This is a genomic window from Marinactinospora rubrisoli, from assembly GCF_042664915.1.
Taxonomy (GTDB): domain Bacteria; phylum Actinomycetota; class Actinomycetes; order Streptosporangiales; family Streptosporangiaceae; genus Marinitenerispora; species Marinitenerispora rubrisoli.
In genome coordinates, this window is sequence record NZ_JBHTBH010000011.1 from 54,542 (window position 1) to 72,702 (window position 18,161).

Below are 18,161 nucleotides of genomic sequence, written 5' to 3' on the forward strand. Positions count from 1 at the left end.
AGATGCGTCAGCTGGCCGGTGGACGCGTCTGGAGGCCGTAACCAGACAGGGCTTGGTCAGTGACCACCGGATCACCGTGCCGGGTGTCGATGCCGACCGGCGATGCCGTGCGGTCACAGCACCCCCGGCAACACCTCCTCCGACAGATCCGCGAATGCCTGTTCCTGTTCGGCCTCGTAGGCGGCCCAGGCCGCCGCGTCCCAGATCTCCAGGCGCGTGTTGGCCCCGATGACCACGCACTCGCGGCGCAGCCCCGCGTAGCCGCGCAGGCCGGCCGGAATGGTGACGCGTCCCTGTTTGTCGGGCACCTCGTCGGACGCGCTGGCGAAGAAGACGCGGCTGTAATCGCGTACTGCCTTGGCGGTGACGGGCGCGGAGCGGAGAGTCGCGGTGACGCGCTGGAACTCGGGCACGGGGAACACGTAGAGGCAGCGCTCCTGGCCCTTCGTGATCACCAGCCCCCCCGACAGTTCGTCGCGGTACTTCGCCGGAAGGAACAACCGCCCCTTCTCGTCAAGGCGGGGAGTGTGGGTGCCGAGGAACATCCGGCCCACCTCCCGTACCCCCAGTGGAGCAGTCCCCGTCTCCACGATGCTCCACTGTACTCCACTATCCCCCACCGTCAACAGATTCAACCCGCGGCACAGCGCGGAGGCGCCACCGAAACCGCAGGTAGCCGAGGGTGACCGTGCGGCACGGCCGGGGACGGCCCCGCGGCGGGCGGCGACGGGCGCTCCGGGAGCACGGAGGGCGGCGTGCGGCGCGGGCCGGCCGGACACGCCGGGACGTGAGCCGTCCCACACGGCCGGGATCCGGGAGGCTCCGGCGCCGGGCTCCCGGCGGCGGGCACGAGCCGCCACGGCGGGAAGGAACGGCCTGAGCGGCTGCGCAGCGGGAAGCGGCGGACACGCACCGCCATGACCGGCCGGAAAAGGCCCACGGCGGCGGGCCCGCCGCGCCGGCACCGGCGCGCCCGGCATGGTTTGCAAAGCTCCGCTTTGCGCCTAGCCTCGATTCGACAAAACAGCCGCTGCGGGAGGGGACACGTGTCACTCGATACGCGCGCCACGGAGGGGGCAGCGTCAGCGCGGGCGGCTGCGGACCGGGACGCGGGCTCGGGGGAAGTCCTCGCCACCGCGGACCGGATCCGGACGGCCATGGAGACGGTGATCGAGGGCAAGTCCGAGATCGTGCGGATCGCCCTGACCGTGCTGCTGGCCGAGGGGCACCTTCTCATCGAGGACATCCCCGGCGTCGGCAAGACCATGCTGGCCAAGGCGCTGGGCCGGTCGGTCGACTGCTCCGTGCAGCGCGTCCAGTTCACCCCCGACCTGCTGCCCAGCGACATCACCGGGGTCAGCGTCTACCACCGGGACCGCCACGAGTTCGAGTTCAAGCCGGGCCCGGTGTTCGCCAACATCGTGGTCGGCGACGAGATCAACCGCGCCTCGCCCAAGACGCAGTCCGCGCTGCTGGAGTGCATGGAGGAGGGGCAGGTCAGCGTCGACGGCGTCACCCGCCCGCTGGAGCGGCCCTTCATGGTGGTGGCCACCCAGAACCCGGTCGACATGGAGGGCACCTACCCGCTGCCCGAGGCGCAGCGCGACCGGTTCATGGCGCGCATCGCGGTCGGCTACCCCGGTGCCCAGGCCGAACTCGACATGATCGACGCGCACAGTGCGGATTCTCCGCTGGACGGACTGCGGCCGGTCGCCAGCGCCGCTGACGTGCGCGCCATGGTGGAACGGGTCCGCGCGATCCACGTCTCCCCCGCTGTGCGGCGCTACGTGGTGGAGCTCGTCTCGGCCACCCGCACCTCCCCCGCCCTGCGGCTGGGCGCCTCTCCGCGCGCCACCCTGCACCTGGTGCGGGCGGCCCGCGCCTACGCGGCGCTGGACGACCGTTCCTACGTGATCCCCGACGACGTGCAGGCCCTGGCCGTACCGGTCCTCGCACACCGGCTGCTGCCCAGCCCCGAGGCGCAACTGGAACACCGGACGCCGGAGCAGGTCGTCCGCGACCTCGTCGGCCGGCTCCCGGTCCCCGACCGGCGGTAGCGGCACCGCAGAGACCCCGGAACGACATGACCGAACGGGCGAAAGACGTCCCGCGCCCCCGTCGGGAGGTGGCGAGGTGACGTTCCTGCGCGCGTTCACGGCGCGTGGCCGGATGCTCCTCTGCGCGGGCGTGCTCATCACGGCGGGCGCCCTGGCGCTGGGCGACCGCGACCTGGCGCGGGTGGGCGTGCTCGTCACCGTGCTGCCGCTGCTGTCGGCGCTGGCGCTGCTGCGCGCGCCACGCCTGGTCTCGCACGACCGCGAACTGACCCCCGCCCGGGTGCCCGTGGGCGGCGACGCCCGCGTGGTCATCCGGGTGGCGAACACCGGATCGGCGCTGCCGGCCGGCGGCCTGATCGTGGACGACGCCCTCCCGCACACGCTCGGCGGCCCGCCGCGCTTCGCGTTGGGACGGCTGCGCCGGGGCGAGCAGCGTGAACTGCGGTACCGGGTGCGCTCGCAGGTGCGCGGACGCTTCCCCATCGGGCCGCTCACCCTGACGTTCGACGATCCGCTGAGGTGCGCGCGGGTGCGGTGGCGCGTCGGGTCCGGGGTCGCGCTGCTGGTCACCCCCGCCGTGGTCGCGCTGGACGGGATGCCGCTCGGCGGTTCCACCGGCGGCACGCGTGGCCGGGTGCGCGCCATGTCCGGCGCCGGCGAGGACGACACGCTGCCCCGGGAGTTCCGCCACGGCGACGACCTGCGCCGGGTGCACTGGCGCTCGACCGCACGCCACGGCGAGCTGATGGTCCGCCGCGAGGAACAGCGCTGGCGCGAGCACAGCACGGTGCTGCTGGACGTGCGGGCGTCCGCGCACAGGGGCGACGGCCCGGGCTCGTCCCTGGAGACGGCGATCTCGGCCGCCGCCTCGATCGCCGCCCACCTGCTGGCGGCCGGCCAGGAGCTGCGGCTGCTCACCGGCGCGACCGAGGTGGCCGCCGTCGGCCGCGCGGACCGCGTGCTCGACGCGCTCGCGCTGGTCCGCCCGGCGCCGTCCCCGGCGCTGCACGGCGCCGTCGACCGGCTGCGCGGGTCGGCCGCGTCGGGGCGCGGAATGGTCGTCGCGGTGCTCGGCGCCGTCCGCGCGGCCGAGGCCGACGCGCTCGCCGACGTCCGCGGCGCGGACGGCGGCCCTCGCGTCGCGGTGCTGTGCCGTGGGGCCGCCTGGAGCGCGCCCGCGGCGCTGCCGCGGGTCCGTGAGCGGCTGGCGGCGGCGGGCTGGTCGGTGATCGAACTCGACTCCGTCGAGCAGCTGGCCTCCGCGTGGCGGGCGCTACCGTCCTGGGCCGGCCGGCGGGAGGCGCCGCGGTGAGGCTGGGAATCACGCTCGCCGCGATGGTGACGACGCTGGCCGCCATGCCGCTGCTGCACCCGCTCTTCGACGGCGCAGGATGGTGGCGGCCGGCCGCGCTGGCGGTCGTCGTGGTCGCGCTGACCGGCGCCGCGGCACGGCTCGCCCGGCTGCCCGGCTGGGCGGTTCCGGCCGGGCAGGCGATCGCGGCGCTGTGCCTGCTGACCGCGCTGCTCGCCCCGCCCGGCACCGCCTGGCTCGGTTTCGTTCCCTCGCCGGCCGCGCTGACGGCCCTGCGCGCCCTCGCCGCGGAGGGGTGGGCGGCGATCCTGCGCAATCCGGCGCCGGTGCCGGTCGGCACCGGCCTGGCGCTGGTGGTGGCGCTCTGCCTCGCGCTGTTCGCCATTCTGGTCGACCTGTTCGCCGTCACGTTGCGCACCGCGGCCCTGGCGGGGATCGCGCTCCTGCTCCTGTTCCTGGTGCCGCTCACCGTGCACCCGGGCGGCGTCGGGTGGGTGGAGTTCGCCTCCGCCGGTGGCGGCTACCTGCTGCTGCTCGCCGCCGACGGCTGGGACCGCACCGCACCCTTGACGTTCTCCGGCGCCTCGGCCCCCGGCCTGTCCCGGGCCGGGCTGCGGGAACGGCTCGGCGCGCTGCGGGACGGCGCCCGCCACGCCGGGGGCGGTCTGGGCATCGCCGCCGCCGCGCTGGCCGTCGCGCTGCTGCTGCCCTCGGCCCTGCCGGGGCTCGCGGACGGCGCCGTGTACGCGCTGGCCGGCGGGCAGCGGATCGGCGCACAGACGCTCATCACCACGCATCCCCTGGTGTCGCTGCGGCGCGACCTCGCCTCGCCAGCGGACCGCCAGGTGCTGGAGTACCGCACCTCCTCCGACCGGCCGGAGTACCTGCGCATGCACGTGCTGGACGTCTTCGACGGCCAGAACTGGACGATGTCGCCGGTGCAGGCGGGCCGGAGCAACCGGGTGGGAGACGCCGACCTGCCCGCGCCCCCGGGGTACGACGGCGACCCGGACGCCGCGACGGCGACCACCCAAATCACCGTGGCCGGTACCGCGAGCCGGGTGGACTTCCTGCCGCTGCCCTACCCCGCGCGCCAGGTGGCGGTCGGCGGGGAATGGTACGTCGACCCGGCCACCCTGATGGTGTTCGCCACGCAGGAGCAGGCGGCCGGCCTGACCTACCAGGTGCGCAGCACGGTGGCCGACCCCGACCCGGCGGAGCTGGCGGCGGCACCGCCGAGCACCGTCGCGACGGTGGACCGCCGCTACCTGGAGGTCCCCGACTCGCTCGATCCGCGCGTCGCCCAGCTCACCCGGTCGATCGTCGACGGCGCGGACAGCCCGCACGCGCGGGCGGTGGCGCTGCAGCAGTGGTTCACCGGCGGCCGGTTCGAGTACAGCCTGCGCCCGCCACCGGTCCCCGAGGGGGTCGACCCGCTGGTCGACTTCCTCTTCGACAACCGCGTCGGCTACTGCGAGCAGTTCGCCGCCGCCATGGCGCTCATGGCCAGGGAGGCCGGCGTCCCGGCGCGCGTGGCGGTGGGATACACGTCCGGCACCCGGACCGCCGACGGCCGCTGGGTGGTGACCGAGCAGAACGCCCATGCCTGGCCGGAACTGTACTTCGAGAGGGTCGGCTGGCTGCGGTTCGAGCCGACGCCGGCCTCCGCCACCGGCCAGGCGAGCGCGACCACGCCCGCCTACGCCGTGCCCTCCGCGCCCGCGGTGCACGAGTCCGACGACGGGACCGACCCGGGCGGGCAGCCCGAGGCCCCCACGGGGCCGTCCCCGGAGGATGATCCGCCGGCGACGGCCGGCCCTGCCGCCGGCCCCGCGGAGCCGGCCACGGACGACGAGCGTTCCGGCTCCGGCACGGCGTGGCGGATCCTGGTGGCCGCGGCGGCGCTGCTGCCGCTGCTCGCCCTTCCCGCCCTGGCCCGGCTGATCCGCAGCCGGATCCGGTGGGCGCGGGCCACCACTCCTGCCTCGCGGGCCCGGGCGGCGTGGCGGGAACTGCGTGCCGACGTGCTGGACTCCGGGCTGCACTGGGACCCGGCGGAGACGCCGCGCGCGACCGCCCGCCGGCTCACCGCCCAGGCGGGGCTGTCCGGCCCGGCGCGGGCGGCGCTGCTGCGGATCGCGCTCGCCGAGGAGAGCGCCCGCTACGCGCCGGTCCCGGACGTGCCCAAGGACCTGGCCTCCGACAGCGCCGTGGTGCGGGCCGCGCTGGTCGCCACCCGGAGCCGCCGCGTCCGCCTGCGCGCGCTGCTGCTTCCGGCGCTGCGCTGAGCCCTCCCCGCCGGGGGACGCGGTCCGGCAGAGGCGCCCTCCCCGCCAACGCAGGCGGTGGCGACGTCTCACGCCCCCGGACACGACGACGGGCGCCCGCCCCGGCTGCCGCCGGTGTGGACGCCCGTCCGTGAATCCGTGCCGGTATCCCGTTGTGGGGGCCTGGCCGCCCGGTGCTACTGGTCGCCCTCCTGGCGCCTGCGCCACCGCTCCTCGAACCTGTTCATCATGCCGGGACGCTGCTGACGCCGCTGCCGGGGCTGCGGGGTGCCTCCGCCGCCGGCGTCCGGGCTGCTGCCCACGACCCGCCGCCATCCGGAGAGACCCCAGAGCGTGCAGGCCAGCATGACGATGAAGCCGATCGCGCCGATGGCGGGCGCCTTGGCGATGACGCCCCCCATGAGGAGGCACACGCCCAGAACAAAGCCGATCGACGCCTTGATGATCCAGCGCTTGTAATGGACCTTCGGGTTCGTCTGACGTACGGTGTTGGCGAACTTCGGGTCCTCGGCATACAGCGCCCGCTCGATCTGTTCGAGCATGCGCTGCTCGTGTTCAGAGAGCGGCACGGCGCCTCCCAATGACAGTCCCCGGGTGGGGTGGCGGGTACTGAGCAACAACCTGACGGCCAGTGATATGCCCAGAATACGTTGCCCTAGCGGTCGGTGAAAAGAAAAGATGTGCGTCCGGGTGACCCACATGGGTCACACTACCCTCACCGTCTGCCCGAACCACCGGCTCCCTCGTTCCCTGTGATCCGCTGCCGAGCAGCGGAAAGCGGCGTGGGATGCGTCCCATCCCTTCCGTTGCGAACGTATGAGACGGGACGAAAGTGCCTCATCATACGTCGTCATCGCGACGCACCAGCGCCGCGGGCTGGATCGCACCGGCGCCGAAACGGCGGGCGACCCGGTCCATGACGCGCTCGGCCTCCCGCCAGCCGGTCTCCGGCTCGTCCAGCGCCAGTTGCCGGGGCGCCGTGGCGGCGTCCGTGAGCCCCTCGACCCGCACGCCCACCAGGCGCAGCCGCACCCGCTCCAGTCCGGCCGCGGCGTACAGTTCCCGCGCGGCGGCGTTGATCTCGCGTGCCACGTCGGTGTGCTCCGGCAGAGTCCGGGACCGGGTGATGGTGGTGAAGTCGGCACGGCGCAGCTTGACCACGACGGTGCGCCCCACCTGCCCACTGGCACGGAGCCGGCGCGCCACCTTCTCCGAGAGCCGCAGCAGCTCCCGGTGGATGAGCTCGACCTCGTCCACGTCGCGGGGGAAGGTCTCCTCGGCGCCGATGCTCTTGTCCGGGGTCTCGGTGACCACCGGCCGGTCGTCGCGCCCCCACGCCAGCGCGGCCAGCCGCCCGCCGAGCGCGTGCCCCAGCTCGTGCCGCAGCGTCTCCGGGGAGACCGCCGCGACGTCGCCCACGGTGCGCAGGCCGAGCCGGGTGAGGGCCTGCTCCGCCTTCTCACCCACGCCCCACAGCGCGCCCACCGGAAGCGGGTGCAGGAACGCCGTGACGTGCTCGGTGGGAACGAGCAGCAGGCCGTCCGGTTTGCAGTGCGTGGAGGCCAGCTTGGCGACGAACTTGGTGGCGGCGACGCCCACCGAGCAGGTCAGCTGCTGCTCCTGGCGGACGCGGTGCCGGATCAGCTCCGCGATGCGCACCGGGCTGCCGAGTCGGCGTTGTGCCCCGGAGACGTCCAGGAACGCCTCGTCCGTCGACAGCTTCTCCACCTCGGGGGTGACGGACCGCAGGATGTCCATGACCGCCTCCGAAGTCCGCCGGTAGGCGGCGCCGTCCGGCGGGAACACCACGGCGTCGGGGCAGAGCCGCAGCGCGCGGACCATGGGCATGGCGGAGTGCACGCCGAATCCACGGGCGAGATAGTTGGCCGACGACACCACACCGCGCGCGCCGGTACCGCCCACGATCACCGGCCGGCCGCGCGCTTCGGGGTGCCGCAGCTGCTCGACGCTGGCGAAGAACGCGTCCATGTCGATGTGCAGGATGCGGCAGTCGGCGTCGGAGTCGGTCCCGGCGGCCAGCGGTTCGATCCCGTCCGGGCCGACCATGCCGCGCAGCGCCGCTCCGCGCTCCAGCTGGCGTCGGCTCATGTGACCAGTGTGCTCCCTGCGACGCGTCCGGCGCCAATCCGGCACCGGGCCGCCCGGGTGGTCGAGTCCGTCGGCCCGCGCCATGTCGACACCGGCCGCAATGCACATCTGCTAGATCAATGACATGAATGATCCGGTCATCGAATCCATGGCCGCGGTTCGCAGCCACCTGGCTGACGTCATCGACCGCGCTCGCAGGGAGGGAGTCCCGACGATCATCACGCGGCGGGGCAGGCAGGAGGCCGTCGTGCTCGATGTCCAGGAGTACCAGCGCCTTCGCGACATCGAGGAAGCCACCGAAGATACCTGGCTGAACCGATTGGCCGACGAAGCCGAAGCCGAGGGTACGGAAGGATCGATCACGCTCGAAGAGATGGCCGCCTTGCATCGCGCTCGGCACGGCTGACCCTCATGGGCGGGACACGCGCTGCGCGCCGGGGCTGCTCGGCGGGACGTGCTCGACTTCCGCGACCGGGTGCCCCGCGAGTCCTCATGTCACCTGACCGGCCTCCACAGCAGGGAGGAACGCCGCGACGGCGCGGCTCCGATGTCAGGGTGATCCAAGGGCACAGCGGCCCGTTGGCGGCTCGGGACCGGCGTTGATCGCGTCGCCCGCACCTTCGAGGACGGCCGACCGGCCGCGCGGGTGCTGACCGTCGGCCATCGCCGCGACGTCGGCCCCCGATTCGGCAGGCCGCGGACGCCGGAGTCGGCGTCCGCGTCACCAAGAAAGGCGGGCGGTCTCCGGCTAGGACGCCGGGCGCCGGGCGAGCACGTGCAGCTGGGTGGCGATGCCGGACAGCGCCGGGTGCACCGACGCGGCCTGTTCCAGCTCCATCAGCGCCTGCCCGGCCTGCGGGTCGCCCTCGAACACCCGGCCGGGCAGCAGGTCGGCGAAGACCCGGACGCCGCGCACCTCGGTCTCCGTCAGGCCGGCCTGTGCCGCGAGGCCGGTGAGGTGCCGCTCGGTGAACCGGCGCGGCATCGGGTCGGCCGGCCCCCATCGGCCGTCGGCCGACTCCAGCAGGCGGCGCGCCTCCTCGAAGTGCCCGGCCAGGGACCGGTGCAGGATGCCGGCCACCGCGTTGGCGGCCAGCAGGCTGACCGCGCCGCCCGGGCGGGTGACTCGCACGACGTCGCGCAGGGCGGCCAGCGGGTCCTCCACGTACTCCAGCACGTTGTGCACCAGCACAAGGTGTGCGTGCCCGGCCGGGACCAGGTCGGCGAGGTCGCCGGTCTCCCCCTGCAGCGCCCGCACCCGGACCCCGACCTCGGCCGCCCGGCGCTCCAGCGCGGCCAGCGAGTCGGGGCTGGGCTCCACGACCGTGACGTGGTGGCCGAGTTCGGCGAGCGGGACGGCGGAGCCGCCGGTTCCGCCGCCGGCGTCGACGATCTCCAGCGGACCGCCGGCCTCGGTGCCGAGATCGGCCAGCACACCGCGCAGCACGTTCCACACCACGGCGGTGCGCGCCGTGGTGGCGGCCCGCTGCGGGACGGTGCGCGACCCGGTGTGCGAGCCGGTGGCGGACGTGCCGTTCGAGGGCACGCCGGGGTTGTCGGTCACGAGAGTTCCTTCCCCTCCGCCCGGACGGCGGGACCGGCGCGGCGGGCGCCGTCCCGGGCGGCCTGCCGGCCCCGCGCTAGAGGGCGAGCGTCGCCTTGTTCTCCATGAGCCGCGAGAGCAGGCCGTTGACGAACGTCGGTGACTCGTCGGTGGACAGCTCCCGGGCCACCGCGACGGCCTCGGCGATCGCGACCCCGTCGGGGATGTCGTTCGCCCAGAGCAGCTCGTAGGCGCCCATCCGCAGGATGTTGCGGTCGACCACGGGCATGCGCTCCAGCGTCCACCCGATCGCGTACTCGTTCAGCAGTTCGTCGATGCGCCGGCGCCGGTCGTCGACCTCCGTGGCCAGCTGCTCGGTGAACTCGTTGATCGGCGGCTCCGCCTGCGCCCGGCGACGTTCGATGACCGTGGCCACCGGGACACCGCGCACCTCGGCCTCGTAGAGGACCTCCACCGCGCGTCTGCGGGCCTTGCGCCGCGCGCCGCTCATCGGTCGCCCGCCTGGGGGCCGCCGGCGGCCGAGTACCCCGGCATCAGTTGACGCGGCCGAGGTAATCGCCGGTGCGGGTGTCGACCTTGACGCGCTCACCGGTGGTGATGAACAGCGGGACCTGAATGACGGCTCCGGTCTCCAGCGTGGCCGGCTTGGTACCGCCGGTGGACCGGTCGCCCTGCAGGCCGGGCTCGGTCTCCTTGATCTCCAGCTCGACCGCGGCGGGCAGCTCGATGTAGAGCGGGTTTCCCTCGTTCACCGCGACGGTGGCGGTGTTGTTCTCCAGCAGGTAGTCGGCGTTCTTGCCGACGACCTCGCGCGAAACGTTGAGCTGGTCGTAAGTCTGGGTGTCCATGAAGACGTAGGAGTCGGCCTCGGCGTACAGGTACTGCATCTCGCGGCGGTCGACGTTGGCGACCTCGACCTTTACGCCGGCGTTGAACGTCCGGTCCACCACCTTGCCGGAGGTGACGTTCTTCAGCTTGGTGCGGACGAACGCACCGCCCTTGCCGGGCTTGACGTGCTGGAACTCGACGACGCTCCAGAGCTCGCCACCGTCGAGTTTCAGGGTGATGCCGTTCTTGAGGTCGTTCGTCGTGGCCACTTCGGTCGTCTCTCCCAGCGGTCGGGCAGGATCGGTGATCGTCTCAGCCGCGGTCGCACCCGCGTCCGTCCCCGCGCGCGGGTCACGCGCGCTCACGGCGGAGGCTGTGTCGGCTCTGCGTCCCGGCCGGGCGGCGCCACGAGATCCTGGGCTGCGGGCGCCGGGCATGCGTGATGCGGCCGGAACTGTTCCACAGAGCAGTCTAGTGGGTGTTCGAGGTACGCACGCGCGGAGCGCGAGCCGTCGAGCGCCCGGAGCCGTCGGCGCCAACCGCCGGAGGCCCCCGCGTCGGCGGCGGAGGAAAGCGAGACGGCGAGCGCGACCACAAGCACAGAGCGGCGAGCCGCCGAGCGCCCGGAGCCGTCGACGCCAACCGCCGGAGGCCCCCACGTCGGCGGCGGAGGAAAGCGAGACGGCGAGCGCGACCAGAAACACCCAGCGGCGAGCCCGATGCCTAAGGCGCCACCGTCAGGACGCCACCGCGCGGTAGGCGGCGTCCAGGAGGTCGTCGGACGGACCGGCGAGGATGGCCGGCCGGCCGAGGGCGTCGAGCACCACGAACCGCAGCGTCGCCCCGCGCGCCTTCTTGTCGACTCGCATGTTCTCCCGCAGCCGTGGCCACGCCTGGGCGGCGTAGCCGGTGGGCAGGCCGACGGAGGCCAGGATGTCGCGGTGCCGCCGTACCAGGGCGGCGTCGATCCGCCCGGACAACCGGGACAGTTCGGCGGCGAAGACCATGCCGACGGCGACCGCGTAGCCGTGCCGGAACGTGTAGTTCTCGGCGCGCTCGATGGCGTGGCCCAGGGTGTGCCCGTAATTGAGGATCTCGCGGCGGCCGGCCTCGCGCAGGTCGCCCGAGACGACGTCCGCCTTGACCGCGACGGCCCGCTCGATCAGTTCCCGGGTGTGCCGGCCCTCGGGCCGGGTGGCGCCCTCGGGGTCGTCCTCGACCAGGTCGAGGATCACCGGGTCGGCGATGAATCCGGCCTTGACGATCTCGGCCAGCCCTCCGATGTAGTCCGCGGTGGGCAGGCTGGGCAGCGTGGCCAGGTCGCACAGCACCCCGGCGGGCGGGTGGAAGGCGCCGACCAGGTTCTTGCCCTCGGCGGTATTGACGCCGGTCTTGCCACCGACCGCCGCGTCCACCATGCCGAGCAGCGTGGTGGGCATCAGCACCACCGGCACCCCGCGCAGCCAGGTCGCGGCGACGAAACCGGCGAGGTCGGTGGTCGCGCCGCCGCCCACACCGACCACGGCGTCGCTGCGGGTGAACCCGGCCTGCCCGAGCCGCGCCCACAGGTCGGCGGCCACCGCGGGCGTCTTGGCCGCCTCACCGTCCGGCACCGGCATGGCGTGCACGGTGTGGCCCGCTGCGGCGAGGGCCGCGATCACCGGCCGGGCCACCTCGCCGAGGGCCGCGGAGTGGATCACCGCGACCTGTTCGGCGCGCGGCCCGATGAGCCCCGGCAGCTCGCCGAGCACACCGCTGCCGATGACCACGTCGTAGGGCGCCGATGTCCCGCCGACACCGATCCGGGTGGCCGTCATGGTCGTCCTTTCCTGCACCGCGGGGGTGTCCGCCGAGGCCGCACCGCGGAGGGGTCGTCTGTCGTCATACCGGAAAGCATGGTCGCCCATCACCCGTCAGGGGAGCCGACGCGCGTGCACCGCCACGGGAGGCCAAGCCCCCGTTCACCACCACGGGAGACCAACCCCCCGTTCACCGCCACGGGAGGCTGTCACCCCTCCTCGTGCGCCGGGAGCGCCGCGACGATCGCGTCGACGACCTCCTCGGGGTGGTAGCCGCTGGTCGTGACCGTGCTGACGGCCAGCCCCTGGTAGATCGGCAGCCGCTGCTCCAGGAGGGCGCGCAGCTTGGCCCGCGGATTGCCGGCCAGCAGCGGGCGGGACTGGTCGAGGCCGACCCGTTTGGCGGCGTCCCGGAATTCGACCTCCAGGTAGACGACATGGTGGCCCTGCAACGCCGCGCGGGTGTCCGGGTTCAGGACCGCGCCGCCCCCCAGGGCGAGCACGCCGGTGTGCGTGGTGAGCGCCTCGGCGACCACCTGGCGCTCCAGCGCGCGGAACGCCTCCTCGCCGTCCTCGACGAAGATGTCGGCGACGGGCTTGCCGGCGCGCTCGGCGATCACGTCGTCGGTGTCAATGAACGCCGTTCCCAGCCGCTCGGCCAGGGCGCGGCCGACGGTGGTCTTGCCCGCGCCGGGCGAGCCGATGAGAACCGCGACGGGTCCGCTCATCAGATCTCCTCGTGTGCCCGCCCGGCAAGGGCGGGACAGGTCCGTGGTGGGCTTGCCGGGCCGGGGTGGCGGGTCAGGCGCCGCGACGTCCGCGCGGCCGCATCCTTCGCCTACCCGGCCGGGCACTACCTGATGGTCAGGGAGTCCAGGTAACCGCGCAGGTTGCGCGCGGTCTCGGTGACCGAGTCGCCGCCGAACTTCTCGACCGCGGCCTCGGCCAGCACGAGGGCGACCATGGCCTCGGCGACCACCCCGGCCGCCGGGACGGCGGTGACGTCGCTGCGCTGGTGGTGCGCCTGTGCGGTCTCGCCGGTCGCCACGTCGATCGTGTCCAGTGCCTTGGGCACGGTGGCGATGGGCTTCATCGCGGCGCGCACCCGCAGCGGCTCGCCGGTGGACATGCCGCCCTCGACGCCGCCCGCGCGGTTGCTGCGCCGGCGCACCCCGTCGGGGCCGGGCTCGATCTCGTCGTGTGCCGCCGAGCCGCGCCGCTGGGCGGTGCGGAAGCCGTCGCCGACCTCGACCCCCTTGATCGCCTGGATGCCCATGAGGGCTCCGGCCAGCCGGGCGTCCAGCCGCCGGTCCCAGTGCACGTGGCTGCCGAGGCCGGGCGGCAGACCGTAGGCGAGGACCTCCACCACTCCGCCGAGCGTGTCGCCGTTCTTCTTGGTGTCATCGACCTCGGCGACCATGCGGGCGCTGGTCTCGGGGTCGAAGCAGCGCAGCGGGTCGGCGTCGATGCGGTCCAGATCCTCCGGCGTCGGCGTCGGCGTCCCCTCCGGCACGGCGACCGGCCCCATGGACACGACGTGGCTGAGAATGCGCACGCCGAGCGCTTGCTCGCAGAACAGGCGGGCGACCTCGCCGATTGCCACCCGGGCCGCGGTCTCGCGCGCGCTGGCCCGCTCCAGAATCGGCCGGGCCTCCTCGTGGCCGTACTTCTGCATGCCGACGAGGTCGGCGTGGCCGGGGCGCGGCCGGGTCAGCGGGGCGTTGCGGGCGAGCCCTTCGAGGACATCGGCGGCCACCGGGTCCGGTGACATCACCTGCTCCCACTTGGGCCACTCGGTGTTGCCGACCTCGATGGCGATGGGGCCGCCCTGGGTGCGGCCGTGCCGGATGCCGCCGATGACGGAGACCCGGTCCTGCTCGAACTTCATCCGCGCGCCGCGGCCGTATCCGGCGCGGCGGCGGCGCAGCGCGGCGGTGATGTCCTCAGAGGTGACGGAGACGCCGGCCGGCAGCCCCTCCAAGATGGCGACGAGTGCCGGTCCGTGGGACTCTCCTGCAGTCAGCCAGCGCAACATGGTGCTGATCCTTTCACGATTCGGCCGTCGGCGGCACATCGGGGAGGCGCCCGTGCCGCCGCCCCTGCCTGCTCAGCGGTCGTCCGGTCACCCCAGGAGCGCGGGCAGCGGGTCGCCGGCGACGATGACGCCGAGGGCGCCGAGGATCATGAACGGCCCGAACGGGATCTGGCTCTTGCGGGTCGCGCGGCGCAGCGCGATGAGGACCAGGCCGTAGCTGGCGGACAGCAGGAAGGCGACGAACGTCCCGCTCAGCACGGTGCCCAGACCGGTCCAGCCGAGGTACAGGCCCAGCAGCCCGGAGAGCTTGACGTCGCCCCATCCCATGCCGGCGGGATGAATGAACCAGAGCAGCCAGTAGCCGGCGGCCAGGGCGGCCATGCCGGCGAGCGCCGACAGCAGGGCGCGGCCACCGCCGGGCGTGGTCGCGGCGGCGGCCACGAGCAGGGCGAGCGCGACCGGATAGGCCGGCAGCACCAGCGGGTTGGGCAGCCGGTGGGTACGGGCGTCGATGACGGCGAGCAGCACGCCCCACAGCCCGAAGAAGCCGAAGGCCACGAGCTCCAGCGGGGCCCACATCGGCGCGGGCGCGCCCGCGCCGCCGGGAAGGGCGCCGGAGCCCGTGACACCGAGCACGGCCAGGACGACCGCGGCGAGCACCGCCACGGTTCGCGGCGAGCGGACGGTGGTCCCGCATCCGGGGCAGCGCCCGGTGGTGACGAACCGGACCGGCAGGGCGCTCCACCGCGGCCACGGCACGGTGCCGCCGCAGTGCGGACAGGTGGGCGGCGGCGGCCCCGAGTCATCGTCGGGGTCGTACTCGTAGGCGTGGAACAGCGGGACGACCCGCCCGAGGACGGTGCCGAGCACCGCACCGAGTCCGGCGCCGAGCGCGGCCAGCGTCACCGGGAGCACGATGTCGGCGGGCGCGGGCATGGCGGGTCTCCAGGCGGGTGGTCGGGGGCGGGCCGGGGTGGCCCGTGGAGAGTGTTCCACAGCCGCCGGGAACCGGGAGCGGCCGGCCGGACGCCGGTCCGGCCGTGAACCGGGTCCGGGCTCGCACGGCGGCGCGGCCGGGCGGAACGACGGCCGCGACCTGCGGTTTCCGTCCGGCGGGCGTCGGCGTGCCGCATCTTCCCGGTGGCGCGGACGCGGTTACCATCACCCGAATGAGCCAACACGTCCACTTGCTGATCGTCCGGTACACGGTTCCACCCGCGCAGGTCGGACCGCACGTTCCGGCCCACGTCCGCTATCTGGAACGCCACCACGAGGAGGGCACCTTCCTGCTCTCCGGCTCCGCGGTTCCCACCGAACTCGGCGGGGCGATCGTCGCCACCGGCGTCAGCCGGGAACGCGTGGAGGAGATCACCGCGGAGGACCCGTTCGTGCGGGCCGGGGTGGCCGGCTACGAGATCGTGACCTTCGACGCGGGACGTCGGCACCCGGCACTGGCGGAACTGTTCGAGCGCGAGCGGGAGGGTAGCAGCCTCCGTGGCGTGTGAACGGACAACACGGCCGTGGCGTGTGAACGGACAACACCGCCGTGCCGCGTGAACGGACAACACGCCGTGCCGCGTGAACGGACAACACCGCCGTGGCCGGTGATCACGCGCCCCGTTCCCGGGTGCTGCCCTACGGGGTGTTCGGCGTCGCGGGGGCGCGGCCGAGGTGCCCGGACGTGACCGTCTGACACGGCGGAGGCGGGCCCGGTGCGGCGTCAGGCGCCGGGCCGGGCCCGCCGTACCGCGCTGAGTTCGATGCCGCCGGGCAGCACCGGGGCGAGTTCCGCGGCGAGGCGTTCGGCAACGCGGCGCAGCATCGGGTCGTCCAGCCGGTCGACCTCCAGCCGGACGCCGATGTCGGCGCGCTCGGAGGCGAGGATCCGCACCCGGTCGATGCCGAACTCGCCGTGGGTGACCTGGTAGATGCGTGCGAGCACCTGGGGGTCCTCGGCGGGGTCGGGCACGGTGCCGTGCTCGGCCAGACTGGCCAGGAAGTGGCCCTGGACGGCGTAGGTCACCGGGCCGGCGACGTCGACCACGAGGGCGTCCGCTCCCTCGTCGATCGCGGCCCGGCACGCCTCGACGGCCTCCACGGGAACCGGGCGGGCGTCGGGGCGCCAGCGCCGGACCGAGTCCACCGACGTGAACGCGAGCACGCCGCGGCGTCCGTCGCCGCCGACCAGGATGGGCAGCGCGACCTCGCTCTTCTTGTCGTGCCGGAGGCCGTCGGCGTCCTCGGTGGTCTCGACCGGGACGGCGACCACCGGGACCAGGAGGCGGGAACCGCTGAGGGCGTCGAGCACCTGGCGGTCGCCGCTCGTCCCCTTGGCGTAGCCGTCGAGCTGTTCGCGTACCCGCGGATCGGCGCCGCCGTCGTCGTCGCGGAAGCGCTGTGCCCCGATGATGCGTGGTCCCGTCACGGAAGGCGACTCTACTTGCCCGCCGGCGCCGTCCGGCGGGCGCCCGTGCGCGGGGAGTTCCGTCACGTCCCGTTGGTCTCGCGCAGGTGCTGTTCCAGTACGCCCATGATCTCGCCCAGCTGCTTGGTCTGCTCGTCGCTCAGGACTCCGAACAGGTTGGCGCGTACCGCCGCGACGTGTCCGGGGGCGGCACCGTGCAGCGCGGACTCGCCGAGCGGCGTGAGGACCGCCCAGGCGCCGCGGCGATCCTCGGCGCAGGTTTCGCGGCGCACGTAGCCGTCGCGCTCCAGGCGCGCGATCTGGTGTGAGAGACGGCTTTTGGAGACGATCACGGTGTCGGCCAGGTTGCGCATGCGCATGCGCCTGCCCTCGGCCTCGGAGAGGTGGACGAGGATTCCGTACTCGACCAGGCTGAGGCCGTTCCGCTGCTGGAGGTCGCGGTCGAGCCGCTCTTCGAGCAGGGAGTTCACGACGAGATAGCTCCGCCACGTCCGTTGCTCGTCGGCATCCAGCCAGTCGACCCCGCTCATACAGCACATGGTACTTGCGCGGTCTCCCGATCAGCGTAGACTCTCTTCCCGGAAAGAATCTTTCGCTGATGATTCATCAGTGTCATCAATAGCGACGCGACGGCCCTGGAGGCAGCAGCATGTCCGAGCAGACCCTTCTCCCCGGCACCTGGAAGATCGACCCCACGCACACCGAGGTCGGATTCTCCGTCCGGCACATGATGATCAGCAAGGTGCGCGGCCGGTTCGAGAAGTTCGACGCCACCGTGACCGTGGCCGAGGACCCGGCACAGTCCTCGGTGACCGCCACCATCGACGCCGGCTCCATCAACACCAACCAGGAGCAGCGCGACGAGCACATCCGCTCGGCCGACTTCTTCGACGTGGCCAACCACCCGGAGTTCACCTTCGTCTCGACCGGCCTGGCCCAGAAGGGCGAGGACATCGTGCTCAGCGGCGACCTCACCATCAAGGGCAACACCCGTCCCGTCGAGCTCGCGCTGGAGTTCCACGGCGTGACCAAGGACCCCTGGGGCCAGGACCGCGCCGGGTTCAGCGCCACCACCGAGATCAGCCGCAAGGAGTTCGGGGTGGACATCGAGATGCCGATGGACGGCGGCGGCGTCGTGGTCGGCGACAAGATCAGCATCACCATCGACGCCGAGTTCACCCGCCAGGCCGACTGAAGCCGGGGCAGCGGACGCGAAGCGCGGAACCGGGGAGACCACGGGGGTCCCCGCTAACGTGGAGGGCGCCGGCGAAGGCCGGCGCCCTCGCCCGTTCCGGGTCCGGCGACCGCGCCGGGACGGCGGGCACGGGGCCGAACGAAAGGACCGGCAGGTGAACTCGGCGCCGACTCCGTCCCCTGAGCCTTCCGGGCCGGCCGCGTACCACCCGGCGGCCGACGTCGTGCGGGCCATCACCCGGCACATGAACGAGGACCACGCCGCCGACACCCTGCTGATCTGCCGGGCGCTGGGCGGCGTTCCGGCGGCCACGGCGGCGCGGATGACCGGCCTGGACGCGACGGGTGGCGACTTCGCCGCGACCGTGGCCGGCACCGAGGTACCCGTGCGGATCCCGTGGAGCGCGCCACTGACCGAACGCGCCCAGGTACGCCGCGAGGTGGTCCGCATGTACCAGGAGGCCCGGGCCCGGCTCGGCGCGCCGGCCGAGGAGGACGGTGCCGCGGGCGGCGGGCACTGACCGGCCGCCGCGTGGCGGCACACGGCGGC

The 18,161-nt window shown here is 73.7% G+C and carries 19 protein-coding genes; 7 read left to right on the forward strand and 12 right to left on the reverse strand.

The features are described 5' to 3' along the window. Positions 1-113: 113 nt before the first annotated feature. Positions 114-545, reverse strand: coding sequence for a division/cell wall cluster transcriptional repressor MraZ (mraZ, locus tag ACFQRF_RS21250; protein ID WP_379873051.1), 432 nt, complete (start codon positions 543-545; stop codon positions 114-116). A 600-nt stretch (positions 546-1,145) separates the two neighbouring features. Here mraZ and ACFQRF_RS21255 point away from each other — a divergent pair. The 3 genes from ACFQRF_RS21255 to ACFQRF_RS21265 all read left to right on the forward strand — a co-directional run bounded on the left by ACFQRF_RS21255 (position 1,146) and on the right by ACFQRF_RS21265 (position 5,657). Then, positions 1,146-2,057, forward strand: coding sequence for an AAA family ATPase (locus tag ACFQRF_RS21255; protein ID WP_379873052.1), 912 nt, complete (start codon positions 1,146-1,148; stop codon positions 2,055-2,057). A 76-nt stretch (positions 2,058-2,133) separates the two neighbouring features. After that, positions 2,134-3,369 carry a DUF58 domain-containing protein gene (locus tag ACFQRF_RS21260; protein WP_379872904.1) on the forward strand — a complete coding sequence of 412 codons (1,236 nt, stop codon included), beginning with the start codon at positions 2,134-2,136 and terminating at the stop codon, positions 3,367-3,369. Next, complete coding sequence (locus ACFQRF_RS21265; protein ID WP_379872905.1) at positions 3,366-5,657, forward strand: transglutaminase TgpA family protein; 2,292 nt, start codon at positions 3,366-3,368, stop codon at positions 5,655-5,657. The genes ACFQRF_RS21260 and ACFQRF_RS21265 overlap by 4 nt, the downstream gene beginning before the upstream one ends. A 176-nt stretch (positions 5,658-5,833) precedes the next feature. Here ACFQRF_RS21265 and ACFQRF_RS21270 read toward each other — a convergent pair whose 3' ends face one another. Both ACFQRF_RS21270 and ACFQRF_RS21275 read right to left on the reverse strand, forming a co-directional pair. Then, positions 5,834-6,226 (reverse strand): DUF3040 domain-containing protein, encoded by a 393-nt coding sequence (locus ACFQRF_RS21270; RefSeq protein ID WP_379872906.1) that lies wholly within the window; start codon positions 6,224-6,226, stop codon positions 5,834-5,836. Between the two features lie 271 nt (positions 6,227-6,497). Then, positions 6,498-7,766, reverse strand: a complete 1,269-nt coding sequence (locus ACFQRF_RS21275) for a DNA polymerase IV (RefSeq protein ID WP_379872907.1) — start codon at positions 7,764-7,766, stop codon at positions 6,498-6,500. A 124-nt stretch (positions 7,767-7,890) separates the two neighbouring features. Here ACFQRF_RS21275 and ACFQRF_RS21280 point away from each other — a divergent pair, with 124 nt between their 5' ends. Next, entirely contained in the window at positions 7,891-8,172 is a 282-nt protein-coding gene (locus ACFQRF_RS21280; protein ID WP_379872908.1) for a type II toxin-antitoxin system Phd/YefM family antitoxin, read from the forward strand. A 342-nt stretch (positions 8,173-8,514) separates the two neighbouring features. On the opposite strand, the gene ACFQRF_RS21285 is transcribed toward ACFQRF_RS21280, so the two are convergent. The 7 genes from ACFQRF_RS21285 to ACFQRF_RS21315 form a co-directional block, all read right to left on the reverse strand. Beyond that, positions 8,515-9,330: a methyltransferase domain-containing protein gene (locus ACFQRF_RS21285; protein WP_379872909.1), complete on the reverse strand. Its 816-nt coding sequence runs from the start codon at positions 9,328-9,330 to the stop codon at positions 8,515-8,517. Positions 9,331-9,406: 76 nt separating this feature from the next. Continuing rightward, on the reverse strand, positions 9,407-9,820 hold the full coding sequence (gene nusB / locus ACFQRF_RS21290; RefSeq protein ID WP_379872910.1) for a transcription antitermination factor NusB: 414 nt from the start codon (positions 9,818-9,820) through the stop codon (positions 9,407-9,409). 43 nt (positions 9,821-9,863) lie between these two features. Beyond that, complete coding sequence (gene efp, locus ACFQRF_RS21295) at positions 9,864-10,427, reverse strand: elongation factor P (protein ID WP_379872911.1); 564 nt, start codon at positions 10,425-10,427, stop codon at positions 9,864-9,866. Positions 10,428-10,895: 468 nt separating this feature from the next. Then, positions 10,896-11,975: a 3-dehydroquinate synthase gene (aroB, locus tag ACFQRF_RS21300; RefSeq protein ID WP_379872912.1), complete on the reverse strand. Its 1,080-nt coding sequence runs from the start codon at positions 11,973-11,975 to the stop codon at positions 10,896-10,898. 191 nt (positions 11,976-12,166) lie between these two features. Further along, positions 12,167-12,688 (reverse strand): shikimate kinase, encoded by a 522-nt coding sequence (locus ACFQRF_RS21305; RefSeq protein ID WP_379873053.1) that lies wholly within the window; start codon positions 12,686-12,688, stop codon positions 12,167-12,169. A 122-nt stretch (positions 12,689-12,810) separates the two neighbouring features. Next, complete coding sequence (aroC, locus tag ACFQRF_RS21310) at positions 12,811-13,992, reverse strand: chorismate synthase (RefSeq protein WP_379872913.1); 1,182 nt, start codon at positions 13,990-13,992, stop codon at positions 12,811-12,813. An 87-nt stretch (positions 13,993-14,079) separates the two neighbouring features. After that, positions 14,080-14,928, reverse strand: coding sequence for a prepilin peptidase (locus ACFQRF_RS21315; protein WP_379872914.1), 849 nt, complete (start codon positions 14,926-14,928; stop codon positions 14,080-14,082). A 233-nt stretch (positions 14,929-15,161) separates the two neighbouring features. Here ACFQRF_RS21315 and ACFQRF_RS21320 point away from each other — a divergent pair, with 233 nt between their 5' ends. Beyond that, complete coding sequence (locus ACFQRF_RS21320; RefSeq protein ID WP_379872915.1) at positions 15,162-15,497, forward strand: YciI family protein; 336 nt, start codon at positions 15,162-15,164, stop codon at positions 15,495-15,497. Between the two features lie 215 nt (positions 15,498-15,712). Here ACFQRF_RS21320 and ACFQRF_RS21325 read toward each other — a convergent pair whose 3' ends face one another. Beyond that, positions 15,713-16,417, reverse strand: coding sequence for an SseB family protein (locus tag ACFQRF_RS21325; RefSeq protein ID WP_379872916.1), 705 nt, complete (start codon positions 16,415-16,417; stop codon positions 15,713-15,715). Positions 16,418-16,479: 62 nt separating this feature from the next. Beyond that, positions 16,480-16,956: a MarR family winged helix-turn-helix transcriptional regulator gene (locus ACFQRF_RS21330; RefSeq protein WP_379872917.1), complete on the reverse strand. Its 477-nt coding sequence runs from the start codon at positions 16,954-16,956 to the stop codon at positions 16,480-16,482. A 110-nt stretch (positions 16,957-17,066) separates the two neighbouring features. Between ACFQRF_RS21330 and ACFQRF_RS21335 the strand changes: the two genes are divergently transcribed. Both ACFQRF_RS21335 and ACFQRF_RS21340 read left to right on the forward strand, forming a co-directional pair. Beyond that, positions 17,067-17,612, forward strand: a complete 546-nt coding sequence (locus tag ACFQRF_RS21335; protein WP_379872918.1) for a YceI family protein — start codon at positions 17,067-17,069, stop codon at positions 17,610-17,612. 223 nt (positions 17,613-17,835) lie between these two features. Further along, positions 17,836-18,132, forward strand: coding sequence for a DUF2470 domain-containing protein (locus ACFQRF_RS21340; protein ID WP_379873054.1), 297 nt, complete (start codon positions 17,836-17,838; stop codon positions 18,130-18,132). Positions 18,133-18,161 lie beyond the last annotated feature (29 nt).

What these genes read in the sequence shown, in the direction of transcription:
- mraZ (WP_379873051.1), bottom strand. Translation starts at nt 545, where the DNA reads ATGTTCCTCGGCACCCACACTCCCCGCCTTGACGAGAAGGGGCGGTTG.
- ACFQRF_RS21275 (WP_379872907.1), bottom strand. Translation starts at nt 7,766, where the DNA reads ATGAGCCGACGCCAGCTGGAGCGCGGAGCGGCGCTGCGCGGCATGGTC.
- ACFQRF_RS21280 (WP_379872908.1), top strand. Translation starts at nt 7,891, where the DNA reads ATGAATGATCCGGTCATCGAATCCATGGCCGCGGTTCGCAGCCACCTG.
- nusB (WP_379872910.1), bottom strand. Translation starts at nt 9,820, where the DNA reads ATGAGCGGCGCGCGGCGCAAGGCCCGCAGACGCGCGGTGGAGGTCCTC.
- aroB (WP_379872912.1), bottom strand. Translation starts at nt 11,975, where the DNA reads ATGACGGCCACCCGGATCGGTGTCGGCGGGACATCGGCGCCCTACGAC.
- aroC (WP_379872913.1), bottom strand. Translation starts at nt 13,992, where the DNA reads ATGTTGCGCTGGCTGACTGCAGGAGAGTCCCACGGACCGGCACTCGTC.
- ACFQRF_RS21315 (WP_379872914.1), bottom strand. Translation starts at nt 14,928, where the DNA reads ATGCCCGCGCCCGCCGACATCGTGCTCCCGGTGACGCTGGCCGCGCTC.
- ACFQRF_RS21320 (WP_379872915.1), top strand. Translation starts at nt 15,162, where the DNA reads ATGAGCCAACACGTCCACTTGCTGATCGTCCGGTACACGGTTCCACCC.
- ACFQRF_RS21330 (WP_379872917.1), bottom strand. Translation starts at nt 16,956, where the DNA reads ATGTGCTGTATGAGCGGGGTCGACTGGCTGGATGCCGACGAGCAACGG.
- ACFQRF_RS21335 (WP_379872918.1), top strand. Translation starts at nt 17,067, where the DNA reads ATGTCCGAGCAGACCCTTCTCCCCGGCACCTGGAAGATCGACCCCACG.